Source organism: Rahnella contaminans (assembly GCF_011065485.1).
GTDB classification, from domain to species: Bacteria; Pseudomonadota; Gammaproteobacteria; order Enterobacterales; family Enterobacteriaceae; genus Rahnella; species Rahnella contaminans.
The window spans coordinates 727,576-751,936 of sequence record NZ_JAADJS010000001.1; the positions used below are offsets into that span (position 1 = coordinate 727,576).

The 24,361-nt window shown below is 54.4% G+C and carries 22 protein-coding genes; 14 read left to right on the forward strand and 8 right to left on the reverse strand.

Going from position 1 to position 24,361, the window contains the following annotated elements:
* Window positions 1–147: 147 nt before the first annotated feature.
* From GW579_RS03285 to xdhC, 6 genes are all read left to right on the forward strand, one after another.
* Entirely contained in the window at window positions 148–1,320 is a 1,173-nt protein-coding gene (locus GW579_RS03285; RefSeq protein ID WP_338105838.1) for an ROK family transcriptional regulator, read from the forward strand.
* A 120-nt stretch (window positions 1,321–1,440) separates the two neighbouring features.
* A complete protein-coding gene (gene guaD / locus GW579_RS03290) occupies window positions 1,441–2,793 on the forward strand; it encodes a guanine deaminase (protein WP_165057532.1) in 1,353 nt (450 codons plus the stop codon).
* A complete protein-coding gene (locus GW579_RS03295; protein ID WP_165057534.1) occupies window positions 2,790–3,461 on the forward strand; it encodes a TetR family transcriptional regulator C-terminal domain-containing protein in 672 nt (223 codons plus the stop codon). Before guaD ends, GW579_RS03295 begins: the two co-directional genes overlap by 4 nt.
* Before the next feature lie 11 nt (window positions 3,462–3,472).
* Complete coding sequence (gene xdhA, locus GW579_RS03300; RefSeq protein ID WP_165057536.1) at window positions 3,473–4,876, forward strand: xanthine dehydrogenase small subunit; 1,404 nt, start codon at window positions 3,473–3,475, stop codon at window positions 4,874–4,876.
* The gene (gene xdhB, locus GW579_RS03305) at window positions 4,869–7,286 is read left to right on the forward strand and encodes a xanthine dehydrogenase molybdopterin binding subunit (protein ID WP_165057538.1); all 2,418 of its coding nucleotides are present in this window, start codon (window positions 4,869–4,871) and stop codon (window positions 7,284–7,286) included. Before xdhA ends, xdhB begins: the two co-directional genes overlap by 8 nt.
* An 11-nt stretch (window positions 7,287–7,297) precedes the next feature.
* Window positions 7,298–8,086 carry a xanthine dehydrogenase accessory protein XdhC gene (gene xdhC / locus GW579_RS03310; RefSeq protein WP_165057540.1) on the forward strand — a complete coding sequence of 263 codons (789 nt, stop codon included), beginning with the start codon at window positions 7,298–7,300 and terminating at the stop codon, window positions 8,084–8,086.
* A 27-nt stretch (window positions 8,087–8,113) separates the two neighbouring features.
* Here xdhC and GW579_RS03315 read toward each other — a convergent pair whose 3' ends face one another.
* Together GW579_RS03315 and GW579_RS03320 are read right to left on the reverse strand one after the other, a co-directional pair.
* A complete protein-coding gene (locus GW579_RS03315; RefSeq protein ID WP_165057542.1) occupies window positions 8,114–8,416 on the reverse strand; it encodes a helix-turn-helix domain-containing protein in 303 nt (100 codons plus the stop codon).
* Complete coding sequence (locus GW579_RS03320; protein ID WP_255562213.1) at window positions 8,400–8,738, reverse strand: type II toxin-antitoxin system RelE/ParE family toxin; 339 nt, start codon at window positions 8,736–8,738, stop codon at window positions 8,400–8,402. The genes GW579_RS03315 and GW579_RS03320 overlap by 17 nt, the downstream gene beginning before the upstream one ends.
* Window positions 8,739–9,058: 320 nt before the next feature.
* Here GW579_RS03320 and GW579_RS03325 point away from each other — a divergent pair, with 320 nt between their 5' ends.
* From GW579_RS03325 to GW579_RS03345, 5 genes are all read left to right on the forward strand, one after another.
* Window positions 9,059–10,120 (forward strand): ABC transporter ATP-binding protein, encoded by a 1,062-nt coding sequence (locus GW579_RS03325; RefSeq protein WP_165057543.1) that lies wholly within the window; start codon window positions 9,059–9,061, stop codon window positions 10,118–10,120.
* Between the two features lie 54 nt (window positions 10,121–10,174).
* On the forward strand, window positions 10,175–11,176 hold the full coding sequence (locus GW579_RS03330) for an ABC transporter substrate-binding protein (protein ID WP_193333127.1): 1,002 nt from the start codon (window positions 10,175–10,177) through the stop codon (window positions 11,174–11,176).
* Window positions 11,177–11,195: 19 nt separating this feature from the next.
* Window positions 11,196–12,929, forward strand: a complete 1,734-nt coding sequence (locus tag GW579_RS03335; RefSeq protein ID WP_165057545.1) for an ABC transporter permease — start codon at window positions 11,196–11,198, stop codon at window positions 12,927–12,929.
* 93 nt (window positions 12,930–13,022) lie between these two features.
* A complete protein-coding gene (locus tag GW579_RS03340) occupies window positions 13,023–13,637 on the forward strand; it encodes a dual specificity protein phosphatase family protein (protein WP_235937311.1) in 615 nt (204 codons plus the stop codon).
* Between the two features lie 284 nt (window positions 13,638–13,921).
* On the forward strand, window positions 13,922–14,617 hold the full coding sequence (locus GW579_RS03345) for a GntR family transcriptional regulator (RefSeq protein ID WP_152326231.1): 696 nt from the start codon (window positions 13,922–13,924) through the stop codon (window positions 14,615–14,617).
* A 50-nt stretch (window positions 14,618–14,667) separates the two neighbouring features.
* Here the strand turns inward: GW579_RS03345 and fetB are convergent, their stop codons facing one another.
* From fetB to manA, 4 genes are all read right to left on the reverse strand, one after another.
* Window positions 14,668–15,441 (reverse strand): iron efflux ABC transporter permease subunit FetB, encoded by a 774-nt coding sequence (gene fetB, locus GW579_RS03350; protein WP_152326232.1) that lies wholly within the window; start codon window positions 15,439–15,441, stop codon window positions 14,668–14,670.
* Window positions 15,428–16,099: an iron efflux ABC transporter ATP-binding subunit FetA gene (gene fetA / locus GW579_RS03355; protein WP_165057549.1), complete on the reverse strand. Its 672-nt coding sequence runs from the start codon at window positions 16,097–16,099 to the stop codon at window positions 15,428–15,430. The genes fetB and fetA overlap by 14 nt, the downstream gene beginning before the upstream one ends.
* A 191-nt stretch (window positions 16,100–16,290) precedes the next feature.
* Window positions 16,291–17,814, reverse strand: a complete 1,524-nt coding sequence (locus GW579_RS03360) for a YdgA family protein (RefSeq protein ID WP_165057551.1) — start codon at window positions 17,812–17,814, stop codon at window positions 16,291–16,293.
* 144 nt (window positions 17,815–17,958) lie between these two features.
* On the reverse strand, window positions 17,959–19,140 hold the full coding sequence (manA, locus tag GW579_RS03365) for a mannose-6-phosphate isomerase (RefSeq protein ID WP_165057553.1): 1,182 nt from the start codon (window positions 19,138–19,140) through the stop codon (window positions 17,959–17,961).
* A 261-nt stretch (window positions 19,141–19,401) separates the two neighbouring features.
* On the opposite strand from manA, the gene fumC reads away from it, so the two are divergent.
* Complete coding sequence (gene fumC / locus GW579_RS03370) at window positions 19,402–20,799, forward strand: class II fumarate hydratase (protein WP_165057555.1); 1,398 nt, start codon at window positions 19,402–19,404, stop codon at window positions 20,797–20,799.
* A gap of 84 nt (window positions 20,800–20,883) precedes the next feature.
* Here the strand turns inward: fumC and tus are convergent, their stop codons facing one another.
* A complete protein-coding gene (tus, locus tag GW579_RS03375) occupies window positions 20,884–21,819 on the reverse strand; it encodes a DNA replication terminus site-binding protein (RefSeq protein ID WP_165057557.1) in 936 nt (311 codons plus the stop codon).
* Between the two features lie 177 nt (window positions 21,820–21,996).
* On the opposite strand from tus, the gene GW579_RS03380 reads away from it, so the two are divergent.
* The gene (locus GW579_RS03380; RefSeq protein WP_165057559.1) at window positions 21,997–22,578 is read left to right on the forward strand and encodes a DNA-3-methyladenine glycosylase I; all 582 of its coding nucleotides are present in this window, start codon (window positions 21,997–21,999) and stop codon (window positions 22,576–22,578) included.
* A gap of 27 nt (window positions 22,579–22,605) precedes the next feature.
* Here GW579_RS03380 and GW579_RS03385 read toward each other — a convergent pair whose 3' ends face one another.
* Window positions 22,606–23,565: a GlxA family transcriptional regulator gene (locus GW579_RS03385; protein ID WP_165057560.1), complete on the reverse strand. Its 960-nt coding sequence runs from the start codon at window positions 23,563–23,565 to the stop codon at window positions 22,606–22,608.
* Window positions 23,566–23,680: 115 nt separating this feature from the next.
* Here GW579_RS03385 and GW579_RS03390 point away from each other — a divergent pair, with 115 nt between their 5' ends.
* Window positions 23,681–24,322, forward strand: a complete 642-nt coding sequence (locus GW579_RS03390; RefSeq protein ID WP_152326240.1) for an HD domain-containing protein — start codon at window positions 23,681–23,683, stop codon at window positions 24,320–24,322.
* Window positions 24,323–24,361 lie beyond the last annotated feature (39 nt).

Genomic DNA, 24,361 nt, shown 5'->3' on the forward strand with positions numbered 1-24,361 from the left:
CTGACGATTATTATTAACATACCAATAACATTGAAAGCTGTGATGGCATCGTCATATTCATATTCTGATATTTATAAAATCAATTTGATTGCTGTAATCACTCTCCGCATACTGCCCACAGGTTTCCCCTTTGGGTACAAGGCCGTGATAACAACTTCTGGTACCAATCTTGAACATGCCCGCGCACACAATCGCCGGGTCGTCATCGAAGCCATTCGCCTCAACGGTGAGCTGACCCGCGCGGAAATTGCCCGGCTGACGTCGCTCACGCCGCAGACGGTTTCCAATATTGCGACCGAACTCGAACAGGCGGGCATACTCTCTTCCCATCTGCCGCGTCGTGCGGGCGGACGTGGTCAACCGGCAACGCCACTGACACTCAATCCTGACAGCGCCTATTCCATCGGCATCCATCTTGATCATCAGTCGCTGCTGATTGTGCTGGTGGATCTCACGGGCTCGGTGCGTTTTCGCCACCAGATCCACATACAGAAACCTCAGCCTGAGCCCACGCTGGCCCTGATTGATCAGATACTGCAAGAAATGCGCCAACAGGTGAAAATCGACTGGCGCAAAATGCTGGGCGTCGGCGTGGTGATGCCGGGGCCGTTTGGCGTTGAGGGCATTTCTTCGCAGGGGCCGACCACGCTGCACGGCTGGGATAATGTGGATATTGAAGCGCGGTTGAATGCGTCTACCGGCTGGCCGGTCACGCTTGAAAACGATGCGACGGTGGCGGCCATCGGCGAGCGTTTTCACGGCATTGCCAAGCAGCTTTCCTCGTTTGTGTATCTCTATATCGGCACCGGCCTCGGCGCGGGGATCTTCACCGACGGGCGGATTTACACCGGTCATGCACATAATGCGGGCGAGGTCGGCCACATTGTGGTGCAACCGGGCGGTCGCGAATGCTATTGCGGCAACAAAGGATGCCTCGAACGCTACGTTTCTTTGCAAGCCGCGTACGAAGCCTGCGGGCTGGATCCGATGTCCGCCATGCCGGAGGATTTGCTGAATGTCGATGAGGCCTTGTTTGATAAATGGCTGGATACTGCAGTCGAACCGGCGCTTCAGGCCATCAATATTATGGAATGCGTGTTTGATGCGCAGAGCGTGATTATCGGCGGCACGATGCCGAAACCGCTGGTGGAGAAGCTGATCAGGCGCCTGACGCCGCTCTACAGCTCAGTGCGCAGCCGGTATGCGCAAAGTGCGCGGATCCGCATCGGGATGTCCGGCAGCGATACCCCGGCGCTGGGCGCGGCGGCGTTGCCGATCTTTGATGAATTCAATCCGCAATATGAGGTGTTGCTGAAGTAGTTTTGGCTGACGCACAGAAAAAGAACCAGACGGTCTGACCGGTTGGTCAGATTTGGCATAAGCTTTGCAAACGTTCTGTTATTAATCATCAATAAGAATGTTGCACAGAAGGACTATGCCATGAGTCAGGTTATCACCCGCGCGGTACGCGGAAACTTCTTTGATATCCGCCAGCCGGTCTCCGGGCCGGAAGAACTTGAAGCCAGCGTACGTTATATCGAAGACGGCCTGATGCTGCTGAGCGGCGGGCATATCGTCTGGCTCGGGGAATGGCTGGAGGGCGAAGCAAAGCTCGCTGGCGTTCGAAAAACCGCCGGGCTGGAAATTGATGATTACCGCGACAAACTGATCGTTCCCGGTTTTGTCGATACCCATATTCACTACCCGCAAACCGAAATGATCGGCGCGTACGGCGAGCAACTGCTCGAATGGCTGACGCGCTATACCTTTCCGACAGAACAACAATATCACTGCGCGGATTACGCAAAGCGCATGTCGAAATTCTTCATCAACCAGCTTTTACTCAACGGCACCACCACGGCGCTGGTGTTTGGTACCGTGCATCCGCAGTCCGTTGATGCGCTGTTTAAAGAAGCGTCTGATATCAACATGCGGCTGGTGGCAGGCAAAGTGATGATGGACAAAAATGCCCCCGACGCACTGCTGGAAACCCCGGAGCAAAGTGAAGCCGATACGCGCGCACTGATTGCGCGCTGGCATAACCGTCAGCGCCTGAGCTACGCGCTGACGCCGCGTTTTGCGCCGACATCCTCGCCTGAACTGCTGCAAAAAGTCCGTCTGCTGAAGCAGGAATTCCCGGACGTGTATATGCACACCCATCTCAGCGAAAACGTGGCGGAACTCTCCTGGGTAAAAGAAATGCACCCGGAACATCAGCATTATCTCGACGTTTATCATCAGCACGGTCTGACCGGCGAGCGCTGCGTATTCGCGCATTGCCTGCATCTTGATGACAGCGAATGGGACTGTCTGAGCGAAACGGATTCGACGATTGCGTTTTGCCCGACGTCCAACCTGTTTCTCGGCAGCGGTTTGTTCAACCTGCAAAAAACCTGGCAGAAGCAGATCCGCGTGGGGATGGGCACCGACGTTGGCGCAGGCACCACTTTCAACATGCTGCAAACGTTGCTCGAAGCTTACAAAGTCGGCCAGCTGCAACGTTACCGGTTATCGGCTTACGAAGCTTTTTACCACGCCACGCTGGGCGGCGCGCGGGCGCTGCATCTCGATGATAAAATCGGCAATTTTGACGCCGGAAAAGAAGCCGATTTCGTGGTGCTCGAGCCGGGCGTCAGCGCGCTGCAAAAACTGCGTGCGACCAACAGCAATACGCTTGCCGAAAAGCTGTTTGTGCTGATGACGCTGGGCGACGACCGCAATGTTTACTGCACGTATGTCGATGGCGAGCAGGTCTATGCGCGCGATGCTTTGCAGGGGGAACGTTCAGCATGATGAACAATGAAACCGGCGGCAAAGTCCGCGTCGCACGTGAACGAACACTGGAGAATATCCACGCCGCCGCCATTGCAGAATTTAGCGAAAAGGGCTTTCAGGGCGCGACGACTCAGGCCATTGCTCAGCGCGCGGGGATCAAAAAAGCCCAGCTGCATTATTACATCGCCGGAAAAGAGGAGCTATACGAAGAACTCTTGCAGAAAGTGCTGAAAGTCTGGGGCGACATCATTCAGTTCGACCCGACGCTCAGTGAACCTGAAGCCGTGCTGAGCCGCTACATCCGCAACAAGCTGAGTTTTTCGTTCGACCAGCCGGAACTGTCGCGCATTTTCACCAGCGAAGTGCTGAGCGGTGGCCATTATTTGCAGAAGTACTGGCCGCAGGCGACACAGAACATCGTCGGAAAAGAAAACCTGATCCATCAGTGGATTGTTGAGGGCAAAATCCGCCCGCTGGATGCGCGTCTGTTCATCATGCACATCTGGGCGCTGACGCAGTATTACGCCGATTTCGCCGTGCAGGTGAAACATATGTACGGCAATTTCGGGGGCGATACACAGGCGCGCGAGCACATTATCGGCGAAGTGACGACACTGATTCTGAATGGCTGTAAAGCCTTTGCTCCTCCCCCTTCGCAGGGTAGAGAGCAAACCAGTGATTTTTGAAGGATATGATCATGATCCAGTTTCTGATGAACGGCAGGATCCAGACGGAAAATCTGCCGGACGATACCACGGTTCTCCAGTATCTGCGCCGCGATGCCGGGCGCTGCGGTACCAAAGAAGGCTGCGCCTCCGGTGACTGCGGCGCCTGCACCGTCGTGCTGGCCGAAAAAGAGGGCGACAGGCTGAAATACACCACGGTCAACGCCTGCCTGACGTTTATGCCTGCGATACATGGCAAACAGCTGATCACCGTGGAAGATCTCAAACATCGTGGCGAACTGCATCACGTGCAGCAGGCAATGGCGGATAACCACGCCTCGCAGTGCGGTTTCTGCACGCCGGGGTTTGTGATGTCGCTGTTTGCGCTGGAAAAACAGCAGCAGGCTTTCAGCGTGGAGCATACTCAGCACGCGCTTTCCGGCAATCTCTGCCGCTGCACCGGTTATCGTCCGATCATGGATGCGGCGAAAGCCATTTGTGATGCGCCGCAGCCCGATCAGTTTGATGCTGATGCACAGCAGACGCTTGAAAAGCTAAGGGCAATTTCTGCCACTGACCAGCCGGTGAGCATGGATGAACTGGCCGCACGTTATCTTGCTGAACCGGTTTCCCGCCTGGTGGCCGGTGGCACCGATCTGGCGCTGGAAGTGACCCAGCGCTATCAGCGTCTGCCGAAACTGATTTCACTGAGTCATATTCCTGAACTCAAAATGATTACGCTGACCGGTCAGGCTATTCACATTGGCGCTGCGGCACCGCTGAGCGACTGTATGCCGGTCTTACACGATGAATTCCCCGAATTCGGCGAATTGCTTGAACGCTTTGCTTCGCAGCAAATCCGTAATCAGGGCACATTTGGCGGCAATATCGCCAACGGCTCACCGATTGGCGACGGCGGCCCGGTTCTGCTGGCGCTGGGGGCGTCATTACTGTTGCGTTGCGGCGCGGAACAACGCGAATTACCGCTGGACGAATTCTTCCTCGGCTATCGCAAAACGGCGTTACAGCCGGGCGAATTTATTGAGCAAATCCGCATTCCGCGCGTGACGTCTGAGGCTCGGCAGTTGCGGGTATACAAAGTGTCGAAACGGCTCGAGGACGACATTTCAGCGGTGTGCGCCGCGCTACAGATTGAAGTCCGCGACGGCGTGGTGGTGCATGCACGCATCGCGTTCGGCGGCATGGCGGAAGTGGCGAAACGCGCTACCCATTGTGAAGCGCAACTGCTCGGGCAACCGTGGCAAACCGCCACCCTTGAGCGCGCATGTCAGGCGCTGGAGAAGGATTTCACACCGATCACTGATTTCCGCGCCAGCCGCGAATACCGCATGCAGGTCGCCAAAAACCTGCTGCGCCGCTGCCATATCGAACTGACTTCTCCTGAAACGCTGATGCGGGTAACTCATTATGTCTGAATCCAAACCGTCACTTTCCCGGCAGGAGATGGAACAGTTGTTCCGTGCCGGACTTCAAAGCGGCGTGGGCAAAAGCCAGAAACACGAAAGCGCGGATAAACACGTCAGCGGAGAAGCGGTGTACACCGATGACCGGCTGGAGTTTCCGCGTCAGCTGCATCTGGTGCCGCTGCTCAGCCCGCACGCGCACGCCGACATTCTGCATATCGATACCGGACCTTGTTACAGCGTGCCGGGCGTGGTGCGGGTGATGACGGCGGAAGATGTGCCGGGTAATCCTGATATTGCGCCGCTGACCCACGGCGACCCGCTGATGGCGCAGGGCGTGGTGGAATACGTCGGGCAGATTGTGCTGGTGGTCGCCGCGACTTCTCCGGAAGCCGCCCGCACCGCCGTTGCGCTGGCGAAAGTGGATTATCAGCCCCGTGACGCCGTGCTGACCATCAAACAGGCTCTGGCACTTGAGCATTACGTGGAAGAACCGCATCAGCATAAACGCGGCGATGCCGGAATGGCGCTGGCCAGTGCACCGCACCGCCTGCAGGGCGAGCTGGAGATTGGCGGGCAGGAGCATTTTTATCTGGAAACGCAGATTGCGTCGGTGATGCCGGGCGAAGACGGCGCGATGCTGGTTTACAGCTCCACGCAGCATCCGACCGAAGTCCAGAAACTGGTGGCCTCGGTGCTGAATTTACCGATGCACAAAGTGGTGGTCGATATGCGTCGCATGGGCGGCGGTTTTGGAGGTAAGGAAACGCAGGCGGCAGGCACGGCCTGTCTGGCCGCGCTGGCGGCTCATCTTACCGGACGCCCGGCGAAAATGCGTCTGGCGCGGCAGGACGACATGCTGATCACCGGCAAACGACATCCGTTTCACGTCAGCTACGACGTCGGGTTTACGGATGACGGCATCATTCACGGTATCGACCTGAAGCTGGCGGCCAACTGCGGGTATTCGCTGGATCTCTCCGGTTCTATTGTTGACCGGGCGATGTTCCATTCCGATAACGCCTATTACCTCGGCGACGCCCTAATTACCGGTTACCGCTGTAAAACCAATATGGCGTCTAATACTGCGTACCGCGGTTTTGGCGGGCCACAGGGAATTCTGGCCATCGAGCATATTGTCGATCACATCGCCCGCGAACTGGGGAGGGATCCGCTGACCGTGCGTAAAAATAATTACTACGGCCAGGAAAGCCGCAACATCACGCATTATCATCAGCCGGTCGGCCAGAATCTGCTTGAGGAGATGACCCGCCAGCTGGAAGAAAGCGCGGAATATGCCGCAAGACGTGACGCTGTCACTCTGTTTAATCAAAGCAATCCGTATCTTAAAAAGGGACTGGCGCTGACGCCGGTGAAATTCGGCATCTCCTTTACCGCCAGTTTTCTCAATCAGGCGGGGGCTCTGGTGCTGGTTTACACCGACGGCAGCATTCAGCTCAACCACGGCGGCACGGAAATGGGACAGGGGCTCAATACCAAAGTGGCGCAGGTGGTCGCCGAAGTTTTTCAGGTGGATATCAGCCGCATTCAGATTACGGCTACGGACACCGGAAAAGTGCCGAATACCTCGCCAACGGCCGCCTCTTCCGGCGCGGACCTTAACGGTAAAGCGGCGCAGAATGCAGCCGAAATCATTAAAGCGCGCATGGTGGAAATGCTGATGCGTGTTCACGACGCGGCAGAAAGCGACGTGGAGTTTAGCAACGGTCAGGTGCGGGTCAAAAACCAGTATTTCAGCTTTGAGCAGGTCGCCACCCAGTGCTGGCTTAATCAGGTGCCGCTTTCCAGTACCGGCTATTACAAAACGCCGAAGATTTTCTATGACCGCAGCAAGGCAGCCGGGCATCCTTTCTATTATTTCTCGTATGGTGCGGCCTGCGCCGAGGTGCTGGTTGATACGTTGACCGGCGAATACAAACTGCTGCGCGCCGATATTTTGCATGACGTTGGCGATTCGCTGAATCCGGCGATAGACATCGGCCAGGTGGAAGGCGGATTTGTTCAGGGCATGGGCTGGCTGACGACCGAAGAACTGGTATGGAACGACAAAGGGCGGCTGATGACCAGTGGCCCGGCGGCGTACAAAATCCCGGCCATTGGTGATATCCCGCAGGATTTGCGCGTTCATCTGGTGGAAAACCGAAAGAACCCGGAAGACACGGTTTTCCATTCCAAAGCCGTGGGTGAACCACCGTTTATGCACGGAATATCTGTCTGGTGCGCGATTAAAGACGCGGTTTCCAGTCTCGCGGATTACCGCGTTCATCCGCATATCGATGCACCTGCCACGCCGGAAAGGGTGCTGAACGGCATTAATCAGCTGAGATTTTACGGTGACGTTGTCACAAAGGACGTCTGTGAAACACCCCTCAGCGAAATAACCGAAAAAGCGAACGGTTAACGGAGGTTTTTATGCGTACCGATGACTGGATAACCCGTTTACTTGACCTCCGGCAGCGCGGCGAGCCTTGCGTGGTGGCGACGCTGGTCGATCAGCAAGGTTCAACGCCGCGTGATGCGGGCAGTAAAATGCTGATCACCGCCGGTGACCAGTTTTATACCCTGGGCGGCGGAAATCTGGAGTTTCAGGTCACTGCCATTGCCCGTGAAATGCTGCAACAGGGCGAGAAAACCAGCCGGTTAGAGCGTTTCTCGTTAGGCGCACGGCTCGGTCAATGCTGCGGGGGTATGGCGTCCGTTTTGCTGGAACCCCTCGGGCAACCTCAGCCGCATGTGGTGGTGTATGGCGCCGGACACGTCGGCCGCGCGCTGGTGAACATACTCAGTACGTTACCGTGCCGGATAACCTGGGTGGATGCGCGTGCCAGTGAATTTCCTGTTCACGTTGACCCGCAGATTACCTGTGTGGTGGATGACGAGCCGGAAGGCACCGTGGCGCAAATGCCCGCGGGCAGTTACTTCATGGTTTTGACCCACGATCATCAGCTGGATTTTGCCCTCAGCGAAAAGATTCTGAAACGCGGTGATTTCCGCTACTTCGGACTGATTGGTTCTGAGACGAAGCGTAAACGCTTTGATTATCGTTTATCAGGCAAGGGGATTTCCGGCGAGCAACTGATGAGAATGCGTTGCCCGGTCGGCCTGCCGGATGTGCGGGGTAAACTCCCCGCTGAAATCGCAGTGGCGATAGCGGGGGAATTTATCGCGGCGTACGGGGCGCAAAATCAGGCGGTTAACTGACAGACTTTTGTCCGGACCCGCTGAAGGCTAGCCGCGCAGTTTTTTGAATTCAAAAGTGCCGCCAAGCGCGACCGCGTAACGACTGACGGTATTAAGCGTCGGGGATGCGGCACCGTTTTCAAACCGGCTGATATTTTGTTTTTTCATGCCGGTGCGCCGCGCGATATCCTCCTGCGTCAGGGATTCCGCCAGCCGCGCTGCCTTGAGTTCGGCGACCATTTTTTTGTGTACCTGAATGGCCTCATACGCTGCGGCGAATTCAGGATCCTGCATCATCTCCTCCATAACTGCGCTGAGGGGAATGAGTTTGTTTTCATCGTAATCTTTCATATTCATCCTTTTTAATATTTTTCATACGTTGTAATGCCAGTTCTAAATCCTGAAGCGGCGTTTTAGCCGTTTTCTTATGCAGGATATGCACGACATAAATGCGGCGACCCTGCATAAAAAAATAAAACGCTCTGCCCAGGCCCTCCAGACTGGTTACCCGGACTTCCCGTATTCCATTTCCGACATACCGGACCTGCGGATCCTGTAACGCGGCACCGTAGATCTCCAGCTCCTTCAAAGCATCAGCAATGCTGGCACTCAGCGTGGGAGGCAACTTGCGAAGCTCCTTCATGGCAGCGGGTAATACCGTCACGTCGTACACAATGGCGTTCCTTGCGGTGGAGTATGATTACGTTTTGTGCAAAGTGGAAGTAATCATTTATGATTATTTTTAAACGGGAACGGGGTTCACATACTTTCCCGCACCCGACGCGTTGTGCCATCGCACCCGCGCATCCTGTCGGGTATTTGCAGGGAATTCAGAAGGGCGATCTTTTCCTCCGCGATGTCTCGCAAGAAATAAATCACTGAAACATAAGACAAACCAAACCTTCTCAACCCGTTCATAAAACAGTCACAAATCCGCAGTAATTTGTTTTCTCATTGAACAGGCCATCGCCGCTTTGAGGAAAACACCGACGCATGTCTGCCATCCAGATTTCCCACCTGAGTAAATCCTTCGCCACACAACCGGTGCTTAACGATGTCTCCCTGCATATCCGGCCGGGGGAGTTTGTGGCCGTGCTGGGCCCCTCGGGTTGCGGAAAAACTACACTCCTGCGTACCGTGGCGGGGTTTGAGCCGGTCAACAGCGGCACGATCACCGTTGGCGACCGTCTGTTTTCATCGCCAGATGTGCATGTGCAGCCGGAGAAACGTGAGCTGGGAATTGTGTTTCAGAATTACGCGTTGTGGCCGCATATGTCGGTGGAAGAAAACGTGGCGTACAGCCTGAAAGTCGTGGGAATGGATCGCAATGAACGGCGCGTACGCACACAAGAGGCGCTGACGCTGGTCGGGTTACGCGAATTTGCGACACGGCGGCCATCGGATTTATCGGGAGGTCAGCGGCAGCGTGTTGCGCTGGCACGTTGTCTGGTTACACGCCCGGGCGTAGTGCTGCTCGATGAACCGCTGGCAAACCTGGATGTACACCTGCGGGCGGCGATGGAAGAAGAGTTCAGCCGTTTTCATCAGCACACCGGCGCGACGCTGCTGTATATCACTCATGACCAGCAGGAGGCGATGTCGCTGGCGGACCGCGTGGTGGTGATGAACGAAGGGCGCGTGATGCAGTTTGCCACGCCACAGATTTTGTACCGGGAACCGGCCAATGAAATGGTCGCCACGTTTATCGATGAGGGGCGCGTCATTCCGGTGACGGATGTTCAGCCGGACGGCAACGGACATGCGCGGGTAGCGATTTTTGGCACCTGCGTCAGATTGCGTACGGCGGTTTCACAGCCTTCCGTGGCAAAAGCGCAAGCATGTGTTCACGCGGCGGATTTACGTTTTGCCGAACCGGGCGAAGCGGGGATTGCCGCACGGGTTTCCCGGCAGATTTATCGCGGCGGCTACTGCCAGACAGACATCACGCCATATGCCGCGCCGGAACTCCGATTATCCATTCATTCTAAAAAAGAGGTTCAGCCGGGTGACAACGTCACTTTTATCATCACAGACGGCTGGGTACTTCCTCAATGATCCCTTCTCAATTCACTCATTCTTAAAACTATTGATTCTCAAAAGGACAGGGCTATGCACATTTCTAATACCATCAGATTGAGTTTTTGCACGCTGTCACTGGCTACCGTGCTGTTCACTTCTGCCAATGCGGCAGAAACGGCGTCGGGCAAACTGGTGATTTATACCTCTCAGGCACCGGAAATCGCACAACAGACAGTCGATGCCTTTAAAGCGGCATATCCCGACGTTCAGGTGGAATGGACGCGTAACGGCACCACGCAGCTGATGAATGTGTTGCAGACGGAAATGATGGCCGGAGATGTGAAAGCCGATGTGCTGCTGGTGGCAGATTCCATCAATCTGGGTGCGCTGAAAAAAGACGGCAAGCTGATGGCGTATCCTGATGCGCCGGTCAGTAATATCAGCCCGGATTTTTACGATAAAGATAAAACCTGGTTCGGCACAAAAATCATCGCCACGGTCATTGCTTACAACACGAAAAATGCCAAACCGGTCGGCAGCTGGATGGCGCTGACCGACGCACAGAATAAAGGCCAGGTGGCGGTGCCAAGCCCGTTGTATTCCGGGGCTGCGCTTTATCACCTGCACACGGCCATTAACACGCCGGATATTGGCTGGGCGTTTTATCAGAAACTGGCGGCAAACGGGATTACGCCGGAAGGTGGAAATGGCCCGGCGCTGAAAGCCGTTGCCAGCGGCATGGCGAAATACGGTGTGATCACGGATGCCGATATTATTCGTGCGAAGAAACAAGGCTCACCGATTGATCTGGTGTATCCGAAAGAAGGCGCGTCATTTGTGACAGAGCCGGTAGCCATCCTCGCCGGGGCGCATAACGTGCCGGCAGCCAAAGCGTTTGTGAATTTCATGCTCTCGCCGCAGGGACAGCAACTGGTGGCAAAACAGGGTAACCGTCCGATTGATGCAACCGTTCCTGCACCGGAAGGGTTTGCGCCGGTGGGTTCCATCAAACTGCTGACGCTCGATTCTGACAAAGCCGTGGCTGACGATAAGCAGGTACGTGCGAAATTCACAGAAATCTTCGGCGGCTGATGGCTGAAGGGAAAGGCAGATGAGCGTGATGAGTGAAATTCAGCGCCGCACAGTGGCTGCGCACAGGCGTTACTGGCCGGGCAGCGAAAAGGCGGTTCTCTGGGGGCTGACGCTGCTGATTGGCATTTTGTCTGTAGCACCGCTGGCGCGACTGGTGTGGGCGGCGGTGGCACCGCAGGGTATCCCGGATTTCTCGCGGTTGAGCCATCTGCTGGGAACACGACGGGTGCTGACCGCCACGCTGAATACGCTGACGATTGCCGTTGTCTCCACGTTGCTGGCGATGTTGCTCGGCACCGTGGCGGCGCTGCTTATCGCGTTAACCAATTTACGCGGCAAGCAGGCATGGATGTTCACGTTCATCCTGCCGCTGATGATCCCGCCGCAGGTGACGGCGCTGGCGTGGGTTCAGGCGCTTTCGCCGTCCAGCCCGGTCTTGCAGTTCTTCGGACTGAGCCTGCCGCCGGGTTCCCCTTCGCCGTTATATTCGATGAGCGGCATCCTTCTTTTACTGGGTTTGCACAATGCGCCGCTGGTTTTTCTGATGGTGCGCGCGGGGCTGCGTCGTTTGCCCGCCGATCTGGTTGAAGCTGCGCGGGCAGGCGGGGCGCAACCGTGGCGGGTTCTGTTTACGATCATTTTGCCACTGGTACGTCCGGCGATTTTTGCCGGTGCGGCGCTGTCGTTTGTTACGGCGGCGGGTAATTTCGGTATTCAGGCGATGCTGGGCATTCCGGGGCGCGTTCCCACATTGATCACGCTGGTTTATCAGCAACTCAATACCCTTGGTGCATCGGCGCTGGCGGATATGGCGGTGCTGTCTTTGCTGATTGCCACGATTACGCTGGGCGGTCTGATGATCAGCCGGTGGCTGGGCGGGCGTCAGGATGTGCGCGTGACCGGTACGCCACGATCTTTACATCAGTCACTCGGGCGCTGGCGTTTACTGGTAGAGATTATCGTCTGGCTCTGGATGATCCTGACCCTGTTATTGCCGCTTTCCGCGCTTCTGACAACATCACTGACGCAGGGATTCGGGCAGGCGCTGACGTTTAGCAGCCTGACGCTGACTAATTATGCCAATGCGCTGTTCGGGTATCCGGCTATCCGCCAGGCCTTTTTCACCAGTCTGGGGCTGACGCTGCTTACGGCGGTGATCCTGACCGTCGCCTCGCTGTTTCTGGCTTATTTTCTCAGCTGGCAGCGCACGCGGCTGGTGCGCGTTTTACAGTTATCCACGGAGCTGGCTTATGCGTTACCGGGGATTGTCACGGGCATTGCCGCCATTCTGTTTTTCCTTAAACCCCTGCCGCTGATCCACGTCAGCCTGTATGGCACGGTGTGGATTATTCTCGCGGCCTATCTTTCCAACTTTATGGCGCTGGTTCTGCGGCCCACGATGGCGGGCTTTGCGCAGATTGAACGTTCTCTGGATGAGGCCGCACAAATCTTTGGTGCCGGTTTCCTGCGGCGGATGCGCGATATCCTGTTGCCGCTGGCGGCACCTTCAGCAATGGCAGGGACGATTCTGGTGGTCCTGACGGCGCTTAATGAAATTCAGGTGTCGGTTCTGCTGGTGACGTCCGGCACTCAGACGCTTGGCCCGATGATTGTGTTTCTCGACGAGGGCGGCTCTTCGACGCTCGCGGCGGCTACAGGTTGCCTGATGATTGGTGTGGTGCTGATGCTGATGTTACTGGCGTCGGTGTTTGCCCGATGTTTGCCGGAAGGTGTGCTGCCGTGGAGGGTATGAATTAAGGAAGTCGGTAAAGTGCTAAACAGGCAAAAGTTTGCGGCTTTCGAATGTGTTACCGTTTCGGAACTCACTGATATCAGGAAGATGATAATGACTGATCCCCGGCAAACGCGTAAACACGCTGAACAAGAAGAAGACAGCCGACCGCTACTCATTAAACTCGTTCCGGTTACCGGACAAAGCCACCGCTGGTTATACCTCGGAAATGGCCCGGCGGCACAGGATGCTTATCTGTTACACCAGCACAACATTACTTCGGCGCTCAATATGGCCGTTAATCTCCAGCTCGGTGATCTGGCGCTGCCGGATGGCACCTGGCTGCGGCGAACTCAAATCGGGCTGATTGACGGGGCGGGCAATACGGTAAATCACCTGCTTGCAGGCGTGCTGGCGCTGGATGGTTTACTCGGACAGGCCAGCCCCGGTAAACGCAGTTATCCGCCACACCGTGCGGCAAATGTGCTGGTTCACTGTCGTGGCGGGCGCAGCCGTTCGGTGGCGGTGCTGGCGCTTTATTTGTATTTCACCCAGCAGGATAAATTCCCGACGCCCGAAACCGCGCTCACCTTTTTACGAACCCTGCGTGGCCTCGATAATGCACATCCCTGCGAACCGTTGCTGGCGCTTATTCATCAGGTTGCGGAATTGCCGGTAAAATTTATGTTCGGGCAAATTGCACAACCAGAGACAGGAGCCATGCCGTAATTCCCCTCGTTTCATCACATCCAGCAACAGATTTATTTCAAAGACCCGCACTCCCTGTCATCGCGGGGAGCCTGCGCTGATTCGTCAGCCTGAATCCGGATTCGTATTGATCATGTAAGAATTTAGGCAATGCGTGCGGGAATGATAATTATGATGAATAATACGTGCCGTTTTGTTGCGGACTTGTGCATTATTCACGGCCAGACTTCATTTGCTAATGACGAAAGTTTACGGCCGGTGATAGTTTGCACGAAAACTGCCATAAAGAGGCTATTTAGCATTCCATGAGTAATCAAATTACAACCGCCAAGCAGCTGGAAGTCCAGCGCATTGTCGACGTTTTATCGAAGGCTATCGCACAGCAACGTCTGCGTCCCGGCACCCGCCTGGTAGAGTCGCAGCTGGTTGAGGCTCTCAGCGCTAACCGTAATCATGTGCAGGTTGCGCTACAGCGCCTGTCTATGCAGCGCATCGTCACCATTGAACCTAACCGCGGGGCGATGGTGTCACAGCCGACGGCGAAAGAGGCCCGTGAAGTGTTCATTGCCCGCCGTGCGATTGAACGCGCGATAGTGGAAGGGATTAACCCGGACTGTATCCGTCAGCATCGCCAGCGTATTCAGACGCATCTGGACGGCGAGCGGGAAGCGGCGAAATCCGAAGATCGTCGCGTGATTGTGCGTGAGCTGAGCGAGTTTCATCTGATCCTCGGGGAAATCTCGGGCAATAGCGTGCTGAGTGAAATCCTCGCGAACCTGATGGTGCGCAGTTCCCTGATTGTGGCGTTGTATCAGCGCGCCGACGTGTCTTCGTGCCAGTGCGATGAGCATCAGGCGATTATTGAGGCGCTGGAAAGGGGGGATAATGCACTGGCCGTGCAGCTGATGCAGGAACATCTGAACGAACTGGAAAGGGTTCTGGATCTGGATGATGAAGCGTCGGGAGAAATTAATCTTCGTCAGGTGCTGTCGGATCTGTAGCCGCAAGTCACGTGCGCCCGCCGCGGATCCGCGGGCAGGCGCTTTGAGAGCTATGAAGATTTCAATGAGCGCAACTGCGCGCGGTCATTGTAGAAGCGCTGATACGCCAGATAACCGGCAATAATTGTCGATAAACTGGCGGTCGCCAGCAGCATAAATGTCACCATAATCTGATATTTAATCGCTTTCACCGGGTCGATCCCCGCAAAAATCAGGCCAGACATCATGCCCGGCAGACTCACGATCCCCACGGTTTTTGCGGCATCAATTGTCGGGATCATCGCCGCACGAATGCTGTCACGGATAATCTTTCCGGAGGCCATTTTTGTCGGCGCGCCAAGGCTCAGCATTTCGAGGATTTTCTGCTGGTTGTCGATAAAGCGCTGATTCAGGTTGCTGTAGCACAAACCGACTGCCACCATCGCATTCCCTGCAATCATCCCTGAAATGGGGATCACCTGCATTGGCAGGAATTCAATTGATCCGCTGAGGATCAGAATCGTTAACGTCAGCGCCGTGCCGACTGTTATGGCGATAAACGAAATGACAAAACCGTTATCAATATTCTTGCTGCGTTTCTTCGCATTCAGCGCCGCATTGACGCAGATAAAAAGCACCATGAGCACGGTTAACAAGCTGTTATTGATATCAAAAATATATTTCAGGACATAGCCGACCACCACCAGCTGAACAATGGCGCGCGCCACGCTCCAGATGATGTCTTTTTCCAGCCCGAGTTTTTCTTTCTTGCTGACCAGCAGGGCGACGACTACCAGAATCAACGCCAGAGCCAGTGACTGATCGGTAATATTATGCTGATTCATGAGCCGGACTTCCTTGCGTGTGGCGGGTCAGGGTAATGACGTGTTTGGCGTGACGAATTTCGTTCAGGTCATGGCTGACCCACAACACGGCCAGCTGTTTTTCGGCGACCAGGCTGGCAATAATGTCATTAATATTGACTTTATTTTCCTCGTCCAGCGCACTGGTGATTTCATCGAGCAGCAGCACATCGGGCATAAACTGCAAATTACGCAGCAGGGCGACGCGCTGTTTCTCACCGCCGGACAACTCCTGAACCCGTTTCGTCAGCATATCCTCTGCCAGGTTTACTTTGGTCAGCCAGGCGCGCAGCTGTGTTTCATCGACCTTTTTATTGCGGATCTGGTAAGGCAGCGCGAGGTTGTCGTAGACTGTTTCGCCAAACAGCGACGGCGTCTGGAAGCAGTAGGAAACACGCTGACGATAGGTTTCAGGTTTAATCCGGCTGATGTCTTCGCCTTTAAAATACAGGTTGCCGCCGGTCGGGTTTTGTAATGATGCGATGATTTTCAGCAGCGTGCTTTTTCCGCTGCCGGAAGGGCCGGTCAGCAGGGTAAATTCACCGGGATTCAGGGTTAATGAAACGGGCTTAAGGAGCGGAATATTATTGAGGGTGAACGAAACATCGTTCAGCCGGAGGAGGTCAGCGGGGTCAGACACGTCAGAAGATCCTTGCGAGAACTAATTGATAGTGTGAATGATATCACTCTTTGTGGTGATATTGGCTGGCGTGGAAGGTCTAAAACGATTTCAAAATATTCGGCAGGTGGTTGTGCTAATGCCACAAAAAACGGCTCCCGCCCGGTGAGGACAAGAGCCGCCAAGAAAACCGTTAAGGCAATCTGTGATGACTACTGTGCAGGAGCAGCAGGCGCTTCCTGTTCAGACGTTGGAGCTGGCGCTGCTGGCCCGCCCAGAATACCGAACAGACCGGCGAATTCCTGCAACGTCATTTTCTGTCCATTCAGGTCAACCTGATTGTCAGCGTAATGGAAGCTGCTGGTGATGGTGTCATCTTTCACGGTAGTCAGTTTGAACATCTGACCCATCGCGGCCAGACCCTGAACCTGTTGCTGAGCCAGTTTTGCGGCATCGTCAGCGTTATAGCCTTCGAGCTGCGCGACCTGAGTGGTCACCTGAGTCGCCATTGGCAGAGGAATCGTCAGTTTGGCATCCACTTTATTCACCAGCTGCGACAGCATTTGATCCTGCGTTTGTGCCGGTGTGGCAGCCGGGTCTTTCAGATCCAGTTGCAGGGTAAAGCTGCTCTCGCCTTTGCTGTTTTTCCAGCTCAGCGGAGCGATGTTGATGCTCGGATTACCCTTGAGCAGTAATGGCAGGTTCGCCAGCAGTAAATCAGCTGCCTGTTGCTGATAAGCCGCAGGATCCAGTTCACCCTGTTTCATCAGCAAATCACGCGACTGCTGATTGTAGTTATCTGCAAACTGTTTCAGCGCCGCACCATCCAGCTTATCCAGTCTGAGGGACAGTTTTGCTGAACCGAAATCCTGACCCTGCACTTTCAGAGCGTCGATAGTGTAATCCTGCTGACCGGTGATGTTATTGCCGTTTTCAGCGAATTTGCTCACCAGCTTGAAGTTATCCAGAGAACCTGCGTCTTTACCGTCAACGTTCACCAGAATTTGCTTCACGGTCAGATTCTGATCGCCCACGCCTACCTGGAATTTACCCTGATGGGTATCGCTGTCCATGCTGAAACCGGCCAGCGTGACTTTCTCAAGCTGGCCCCACTGATTTTTAGAGGTGAGCGCCACGCTGTCTGTGCTGGCTTTCAGTTTCATCGCAGTCAGGTCTTTATCAACATCAACATCGATTGTACCGCCGGAGAATTGCAGCTGACTTTCGTCTTTCTGGTAAGTCACCGGAATGATATCAATCGCTGAAGCGCTGGCGCCGCTGTAAGACAAACGCGTGTCCGCGGTGATCAGCGATTTACCTTTGGTGACGTCAAACAGACCTTTCAGCGTCGGGGTGTTTTGCAGTTCTGAATGCACGGATGCCATGCTTGGGATCAGATTGAATTTCTTCAGCTGAGCGGCAGGGAACGGGCCATGATCGATGGTTTCGATAAAGGCAATTTCATCACCGGTTTTCAGCACGCTGGTACCAGCCGCGGCAGCCGCGGCATCGGGTTGCAAAACAAGACGCAAGTTGCTGCTGAACAGCCCGCGATGGTAATCCTGATAGCTGACTTTCAGACCTGCTTTTGGATAAGCGCTTTGCAACTGGCTGTTAGCCGCAGCAACCTGCTCATCCAGATGTTGTTCGATAAGTTTACCCGTATACCACGAGACGCCTGTCCAGGCCGCGCCAAGGACTACAATGACGCTTACAGCGACTATCGACTTCTTCATATCTCTGTTTATCCTTATGAAATATCCCGAAAATAAAAAACGCCTTACGGCGTTCTTAGTCTTCTGAGTGTAGCTGAATCAACAGAAAAATCATCAAATTGGGGCACGTAGCCCCAATTTGTTTCATCTTCGTTTCATCTCACCTTACTTGCTCAGGGTATTGAAGACCCGCGCAATGCGACCGTTACCGCTCACGGTCACCGGTGATTCGCTGGCGGCCAGGTAACAGGATTCGCCCGGCAGCAGCGTCAGCGTTTCACCCTGTCTGGACAGCACACTCTGGCCTTCGATACAGAAGACGATTGCTGCGCTGTCCTGTTCCAGCGTTTGTGGTTCCGCGGCAATCTCATGAACCGAGAAGGCAAAATCTTCGACAGGAATAGGGAAGTTGAGTTCCGCGCCTTTTTGTACCGGCGTGGTGAGCAATTCACCGGCAGGCTTGGCGTTAAATTTCAGGTTGGCCAGCAACTCAGGGATATCGATGTATTTCGGGGTCAGACCGGCGCGCAGCACGTTGTCTGAGTTCGCCATGACTTCCAGAGACACGCCTTTAAGATAGGCGTGCGGCGTTTCGGCGTACAGGAACATGCCTTCGCCCGGTTGCAAAGTGATCACGTTGAGCAGCAGCGGGGAGAACAGACCGGAATCGTCCGGATAGAATTCAGAAATACTGCGCACGGTATCCCACGGTTCGCCATGTTGTTCACGGAGCACAGATTTCAGCACGTCCAGCGCACGGGATTTGTCTTCACCTTCCAGACTCAGCAGGCCGGCAAAAAGGGCACGCAGATGGTCGACATCGGGATAATTCAGGAAGCTGGCAATCAGCTGATGCGCACCGGCTACGGGTTGCAGCAGGGAAACGATGTCACGCAGTTCACGGAAACCGTTCATCGCCTGGAAAGGCGTCAGGGCGTAAACCAGCTCAGGTTTATGGTTCGGATCTTTATAGTTACGTTCTGCGGCGTCCAGAGGAATGCCCGCAGCATTTTCTTTCGCAAAACCAATCTCGGCGGCACCTTTGCTCGGGTGAACCTGAATGGAAAGCGGCTGGTCGGCACACAGGACTTTAAACAGGAAAGGCAATTCGCCGAAACGTTTGGCGACTTTTTTACCCAGCTGGCCATCAAGGTCAGCGCTGATTTGATCACGCAGGGAAAGGGTCAGGCCTTCGGCATTCACAACCTGAGAACTGCTTTTCGGGTGAGCACCCATCCACAGTTCTGCCATCGGACGGCCTTGCGGGTCGGTGATCCCATAGAGTTTAGTCAGTGCGTCTTTACTGCCCCAGGCGTAATTTTGTACACCGTTATGCATCTTTTGCATTGCTTCATCCTGAATAGAAAAGTTCTGGGCATAGTAAACAATGACAAAGCGGGCTTTACAACTAAGATGCCTCAAAAAGTGCGGTTAGGGCGAAAACTCGGAATCAGGATCGATTCGAATTATACGTCTGCCTTATATGACACTATACTCGACCCATAGCTTCGTGAATGAGTGGGACCGCATCCGGCACTCAAAAACCTGCAAAAAACCACAATTATCAATCGAATTCATCATTCGGGCAAAAAAGCTAAGGAGACTGTAATGGCAGCGACTCGCATTGAAAAAGACTCAATGGGGCCTATCGATGTTCCGGCAGATAAGCTTTGGGGCGCACAGACACAACGTTCGCTTGAACACTTTCGTATTTCCTCGGAAAAAATGCCGGTGGCTCTGATCCACGCGCTGGCACAAACGAAACGTGCAGCGGCCAGTGTGAATATCGATCTGGGTTTGTTACCCGCCGAACGGGGTAACGCTATCATTGCGGCGGCAGACGAAGTGCTGGCCGACAAACACACCACAGAATTCCCGCTTTCAATCTGGCAGACCGGTTCCGGCACCCAGACCAACATGAACATGAACGAAGTGCTGGCCAACCGGGCGAGTGAAATCCTCGGCGGCGAGCGCGGCGAAGGGCGCAAAGTTCATCCGAACGATGACGTGAATAAAAGCCAAAGCTCGAACGATGTCTTCCCGACCGCAATGCATGTGGCGGCGGTGACTGAGCTGCGCGAAAAGCTGATCCCTGAGCTGAACGTGTTGCACAAAACTCTTCAGGCTAAGGCCGAAGCATTTCGCGATATCGTCAAAATTGGCCGTACACACCTTCAGGATGCTACGCCGCTCACGCTGGGCCAGGAGATTTCCGGCTGGGTGGCGATGCTGGAACATAACCTTAAGCATATCGAAAACAGCATTCCGCATATCGCCGAACTGGCACTGGGCGGCACTGCGGTCGGTACCGGCCTGAATACGCATCCGGAATATGCCGTTCGCGTGGCGAAAGCGCTGGCCGAACTGACCGGTCAACCGTTTGTGACGTCACCGAATAAATTTGAGGCGCTGGCCACCTGCGATGCGCTGGTTCACGGCCATGGTGCGCTGAAAGGTCTGGCCGCGTCGCTGATGAAAATTGCCAACGATGTGCGCTGGTTGTCATCCGGCCCGCGTTGCGGCATCGGCGAGATTTCCATCCCTGAAAACGAACCGGGCAGTTCGATCATGCCGGGTAAAGTGAATCCGACGCAGTGCGAAGCAATGACCATGCTGTGCGCGCAGGTGTTGGGTAATGATGTGGCGGTGAATATCGGCGGCGCTTCCGGTAACTTCGAGCTAAACGTGTTCCGCCCGCTGGTGATCCACAATTTCCTGCAATCCGTTCGTCTTCTGGCTGACGGGCTGCGTGGCTTTAACGAGCATTGCGCAGTGGGCATCGAGCCAAACCGTGACCGTATTTCGCAGTTGCTGAACGAGTCGCTGATGCTGGTGACCGCGTTGAATACGCATATCGGTTACGACAAAGCGGCAGAAATTGCCAAAAAAGCGCACCATGAAGGCCTGACGCTGAAAGGCTCAGCCCTGAAACTCGGCTATCTGACGGAAGAGCAGTTTGATGAGTGGGTGCGTCCGGAAGACATGGTGGGCAGCATGAAGCGCTGATCGTTTCCGGTTAAATGTTAGAAAGCAAATTGAGGTCCGGATTTCCGGACCTTTTTTGTGCGCGCCGCGTTCAGTAACAGCGCTTTATAACGGATAGTCGGTATATAAATGAAGACGTTTGATCAACAGGCTGAGCGGCTGTGATTTCGGCTTATATTTGTGTGTTACCGACGACGCATCGTAATCCTGCAATTCACCGAGTTTTGGCACCTGCATGACCGGCGTGCGCAGACACAGCGCAATCAGCGGCAGCGGGCAGGGATGTTGCACCTGCTTCTGGCTGTTGCGGTACCACACGCGCGCAATCGGCTGAACTTTCACCGGACGTTTAAATTTCAACGCCGCATGCTCTGGCAGGCGCTTAACGTCGTTCATCTCACGGTTAATATTTTCCATCCACTGCTCGCGTGTGTACGGCGAAACAGCGCGGCCTGCATTCAGGCTCTTTTCCAGCTGAGCCAGCACTTCATCGCGCGTGACGTTTTTGATGATATGTTTGTTCGCCCAGCCAAACCGCACGGAATCCGGATCATTCAGAAAATTGACCGAGCGGTAAGCGTTCAGCGTAATCAGCCCGCGTAGATGAGTATGAACAAATTCAAAGCGCTGTTCGCGGGCGAGACCTGATTCAACGGTGACAATATTCTCCAGCTCGGCTTTTAATTTATTCACTTCTTCAATCAGCAACAGGGCGGACTGATGCTCGGCTTCGTCCACCGCATAACACAACACGCCGGGCAGACGGACGGCGGATTTACTGCTCACATTCTCGTTATTATGATGGATAAAGAGACGCTGAAAATGCTGTAACGCCAGCTGCTGCGCGGCTTCACCGGTAAAAGGGGTCACCTGAATTTTGTCCGCAGGATTATGTTCTTCGCCCTTGGCAATCTCCGGCAAGGCAAATACTCTGGCCTGCAATAACTCCAGCTGATTCAGGAAATTCCCCAGGTCGTGCAAAGCCAGTTCCAGTTCGTTAAAACAACTGTTCATCCGGGCAATTAAATCATAATCTGCCATAAATCCTCCAGTTAGTTACAACATACAGTTTATGACATAATTCAAAACCGTGCACACCTGACCTTCGGTTTTTTAAACAATAACCGGATTGAATGCTGTTTGGCAGGTGAAAAGGGGCGGTTTAAACCTGCCCGGCTTTATCGTAAGCTTATTCATCACATCGCCAGAAGGCCTGCCATGAACTCTGAATTTCCTGATGATTTACCGCGTTGCCCCTGGGGTGATAACGACCCGATGATGCGCGATTACCACGATCGCGAATGGGGAAAACCGGTTCGCGACAGCCGGGCCTTATGGGAAAAGCTGATGCTGGATGGTTTCCAGGCGGGCTTATCATGGCGGATCGTACTGAAAAAACGCGATGCTTTGCGGCAGGCATTTTACCATTTTGACCCGCAAAAAGTGGCTGAATTTACTGAAGAAGATATCGAAAGATTGGTGAACGACGCCACCATTATTCGTTCGCGCATCAAGATCACCGCAGTGATTAAAAATGCCCGTGCATATCTGGCCATGCAGGCATCAGGTGAAGAATTTGGTGAGTGGATTTGGGCGCAAATTGACGGTAAAGCCATTCAGCACACTGGCCCGGTTCCCACGAAAGATGCGCTGTCAGAACGGATTTCGAAGGATCTGAAGAAGAGGGGATTTACCTTCGTCGGCCCGACGATAGTCTATGCCTGGATGGAAGCGACGGGCCTGATCAATACGCATCATCCCGACTGTTTTCGTCGCGCTCAGGTGGCGGAAGATGCCTGAAACCTACTGAATTATAAGTAAAAAATATCATGAGCTGTGATACTTTTGATATTGTGACGGTGTCACTGAAAGTTGTCTGACAAACGCCCGCCGCAGGATATCGACGCTGGAAAATCCGCATTCCGCTGCGATTTGTTTTACCGCCAGCTCGCCAGCTTCCAGCAGCTGACGCGCGTAAAATACACGCTGCTGTTCAAGCCATTCGGCCGGTGACTGATTCAGTTCCTGATTAAATAAACGGGTAATGTGTCGGGCGCTGATCCCCATATGTGTGGCGAGACTTTGCACATTATGCGGCTGATCCAGAGAATTCAGCACCCAGCGCTGAACGTCCTGCAAAGCAGAACGTCCGCTTAACGAGGCCTGCCCATGGCGGCTAAATTGTAACTGGCCGCCGGGACGTTTGAAAAACATCACCAGCTGCGCGGCAACGACGAGAGCCGTTTCGCGCCCGAGATCTTCCTCCACCATATTCAATGCCAAATCCAGCCCGGACGTTACGCCAGCCGCGGTGCGAAGTTCGGCATCGGCAATAAAAATAGCGTCAGCTTCTACGCTCACCTGCGGATATTCCTGATGAAGCCGTTCCGCGACAGTCCAGTGTGTGGTAACGCGACGCCCGTTGATTAATCCAGCCGCCGCAAGCAGCATCGCGCCGCTACAAACCGAACCGAAACGCTGCGCGTGATGGCTCCACCGGCAAATATTTTCATGCAGCTTTTCGTCTGAAAGGTAGTTGTCGAGTACCGGCGCACCGGCAATCAGGAAGGTATCCAGTGCGTCAGGTAGCGGGGCGTCGAGGGTCAGATCGGCCAGAAGCCGGGCGCCGGAAGACGAAACAATGACCGGATCGGCCACGGCCATCACGCTGAGTTTATATACCTCACGCCCGCGTTGTTGATTTGCCTCGGCAAAAACGTCCAGCGGGCCGGAAACATCCAGCAACTGAACGCCGGGCACGGCCAGGATAATGATGTGTTTGGGCATGAGAGAATTTCCTGTCGCAGAATGCGTTTATGTCCTTAATCGTCATATTGAGACGATTGATGACATTTATAGTGAAGCTTATTCTGGACTCATTCAACCCAACCGGAGAAATATTATGAGTCTGAACATTCAGGGCATCCGCATTCCCGACAGCAAAATGGCGCGCGAAGCCACCGAACTGGTGCGCGATACAGAAACCGATTTACTGTTCCATCATTCCAGCCGCGTGTATTACTGGGCGGCGCTTGCCGGTCAGCAACGTCAGCTTAAAGTCGATCACGAATTGTTGTATATCGGCTGTATGTTCCACGACATGGGGCTGACCCACGAAAATTGTAGCTGCGATAAACGCTTTGAAGTGGACGGCGCAAACGCGGCCCGCAAATTTATGCAGCAACACGGTGTCAGTACGCAGGATATTGATAAAGTCTGGACCGCAATTGCCTTGCACACCACGCCGGGGATCCCTGAATTTATGGATCCGGTCATAGCGCTGGTGACAGCGGGTGTGGAAATGGACGTTCTCGGGATTAATTATCAGGGATACGAAGACGATGTTCGAAATGCGGTTGTGGATGCGCATCCGCGGACACCGGCATTTAAAGAAGACATCATTCAGGCATTTTATGATGGCATCAAAAACAGACCGCAAACCACATTTGGCAACGTGAAAGCGGATGTCATTGCCGACAAAGAACCCGATTTCATCAGAGGCAATTTCTGTTCGGTGATCCGCGGATCCCGCTGGCAGGGTTAAGGAGAAAAGGGCGCACCGGGCAAGATTCCGGTGCGTTTT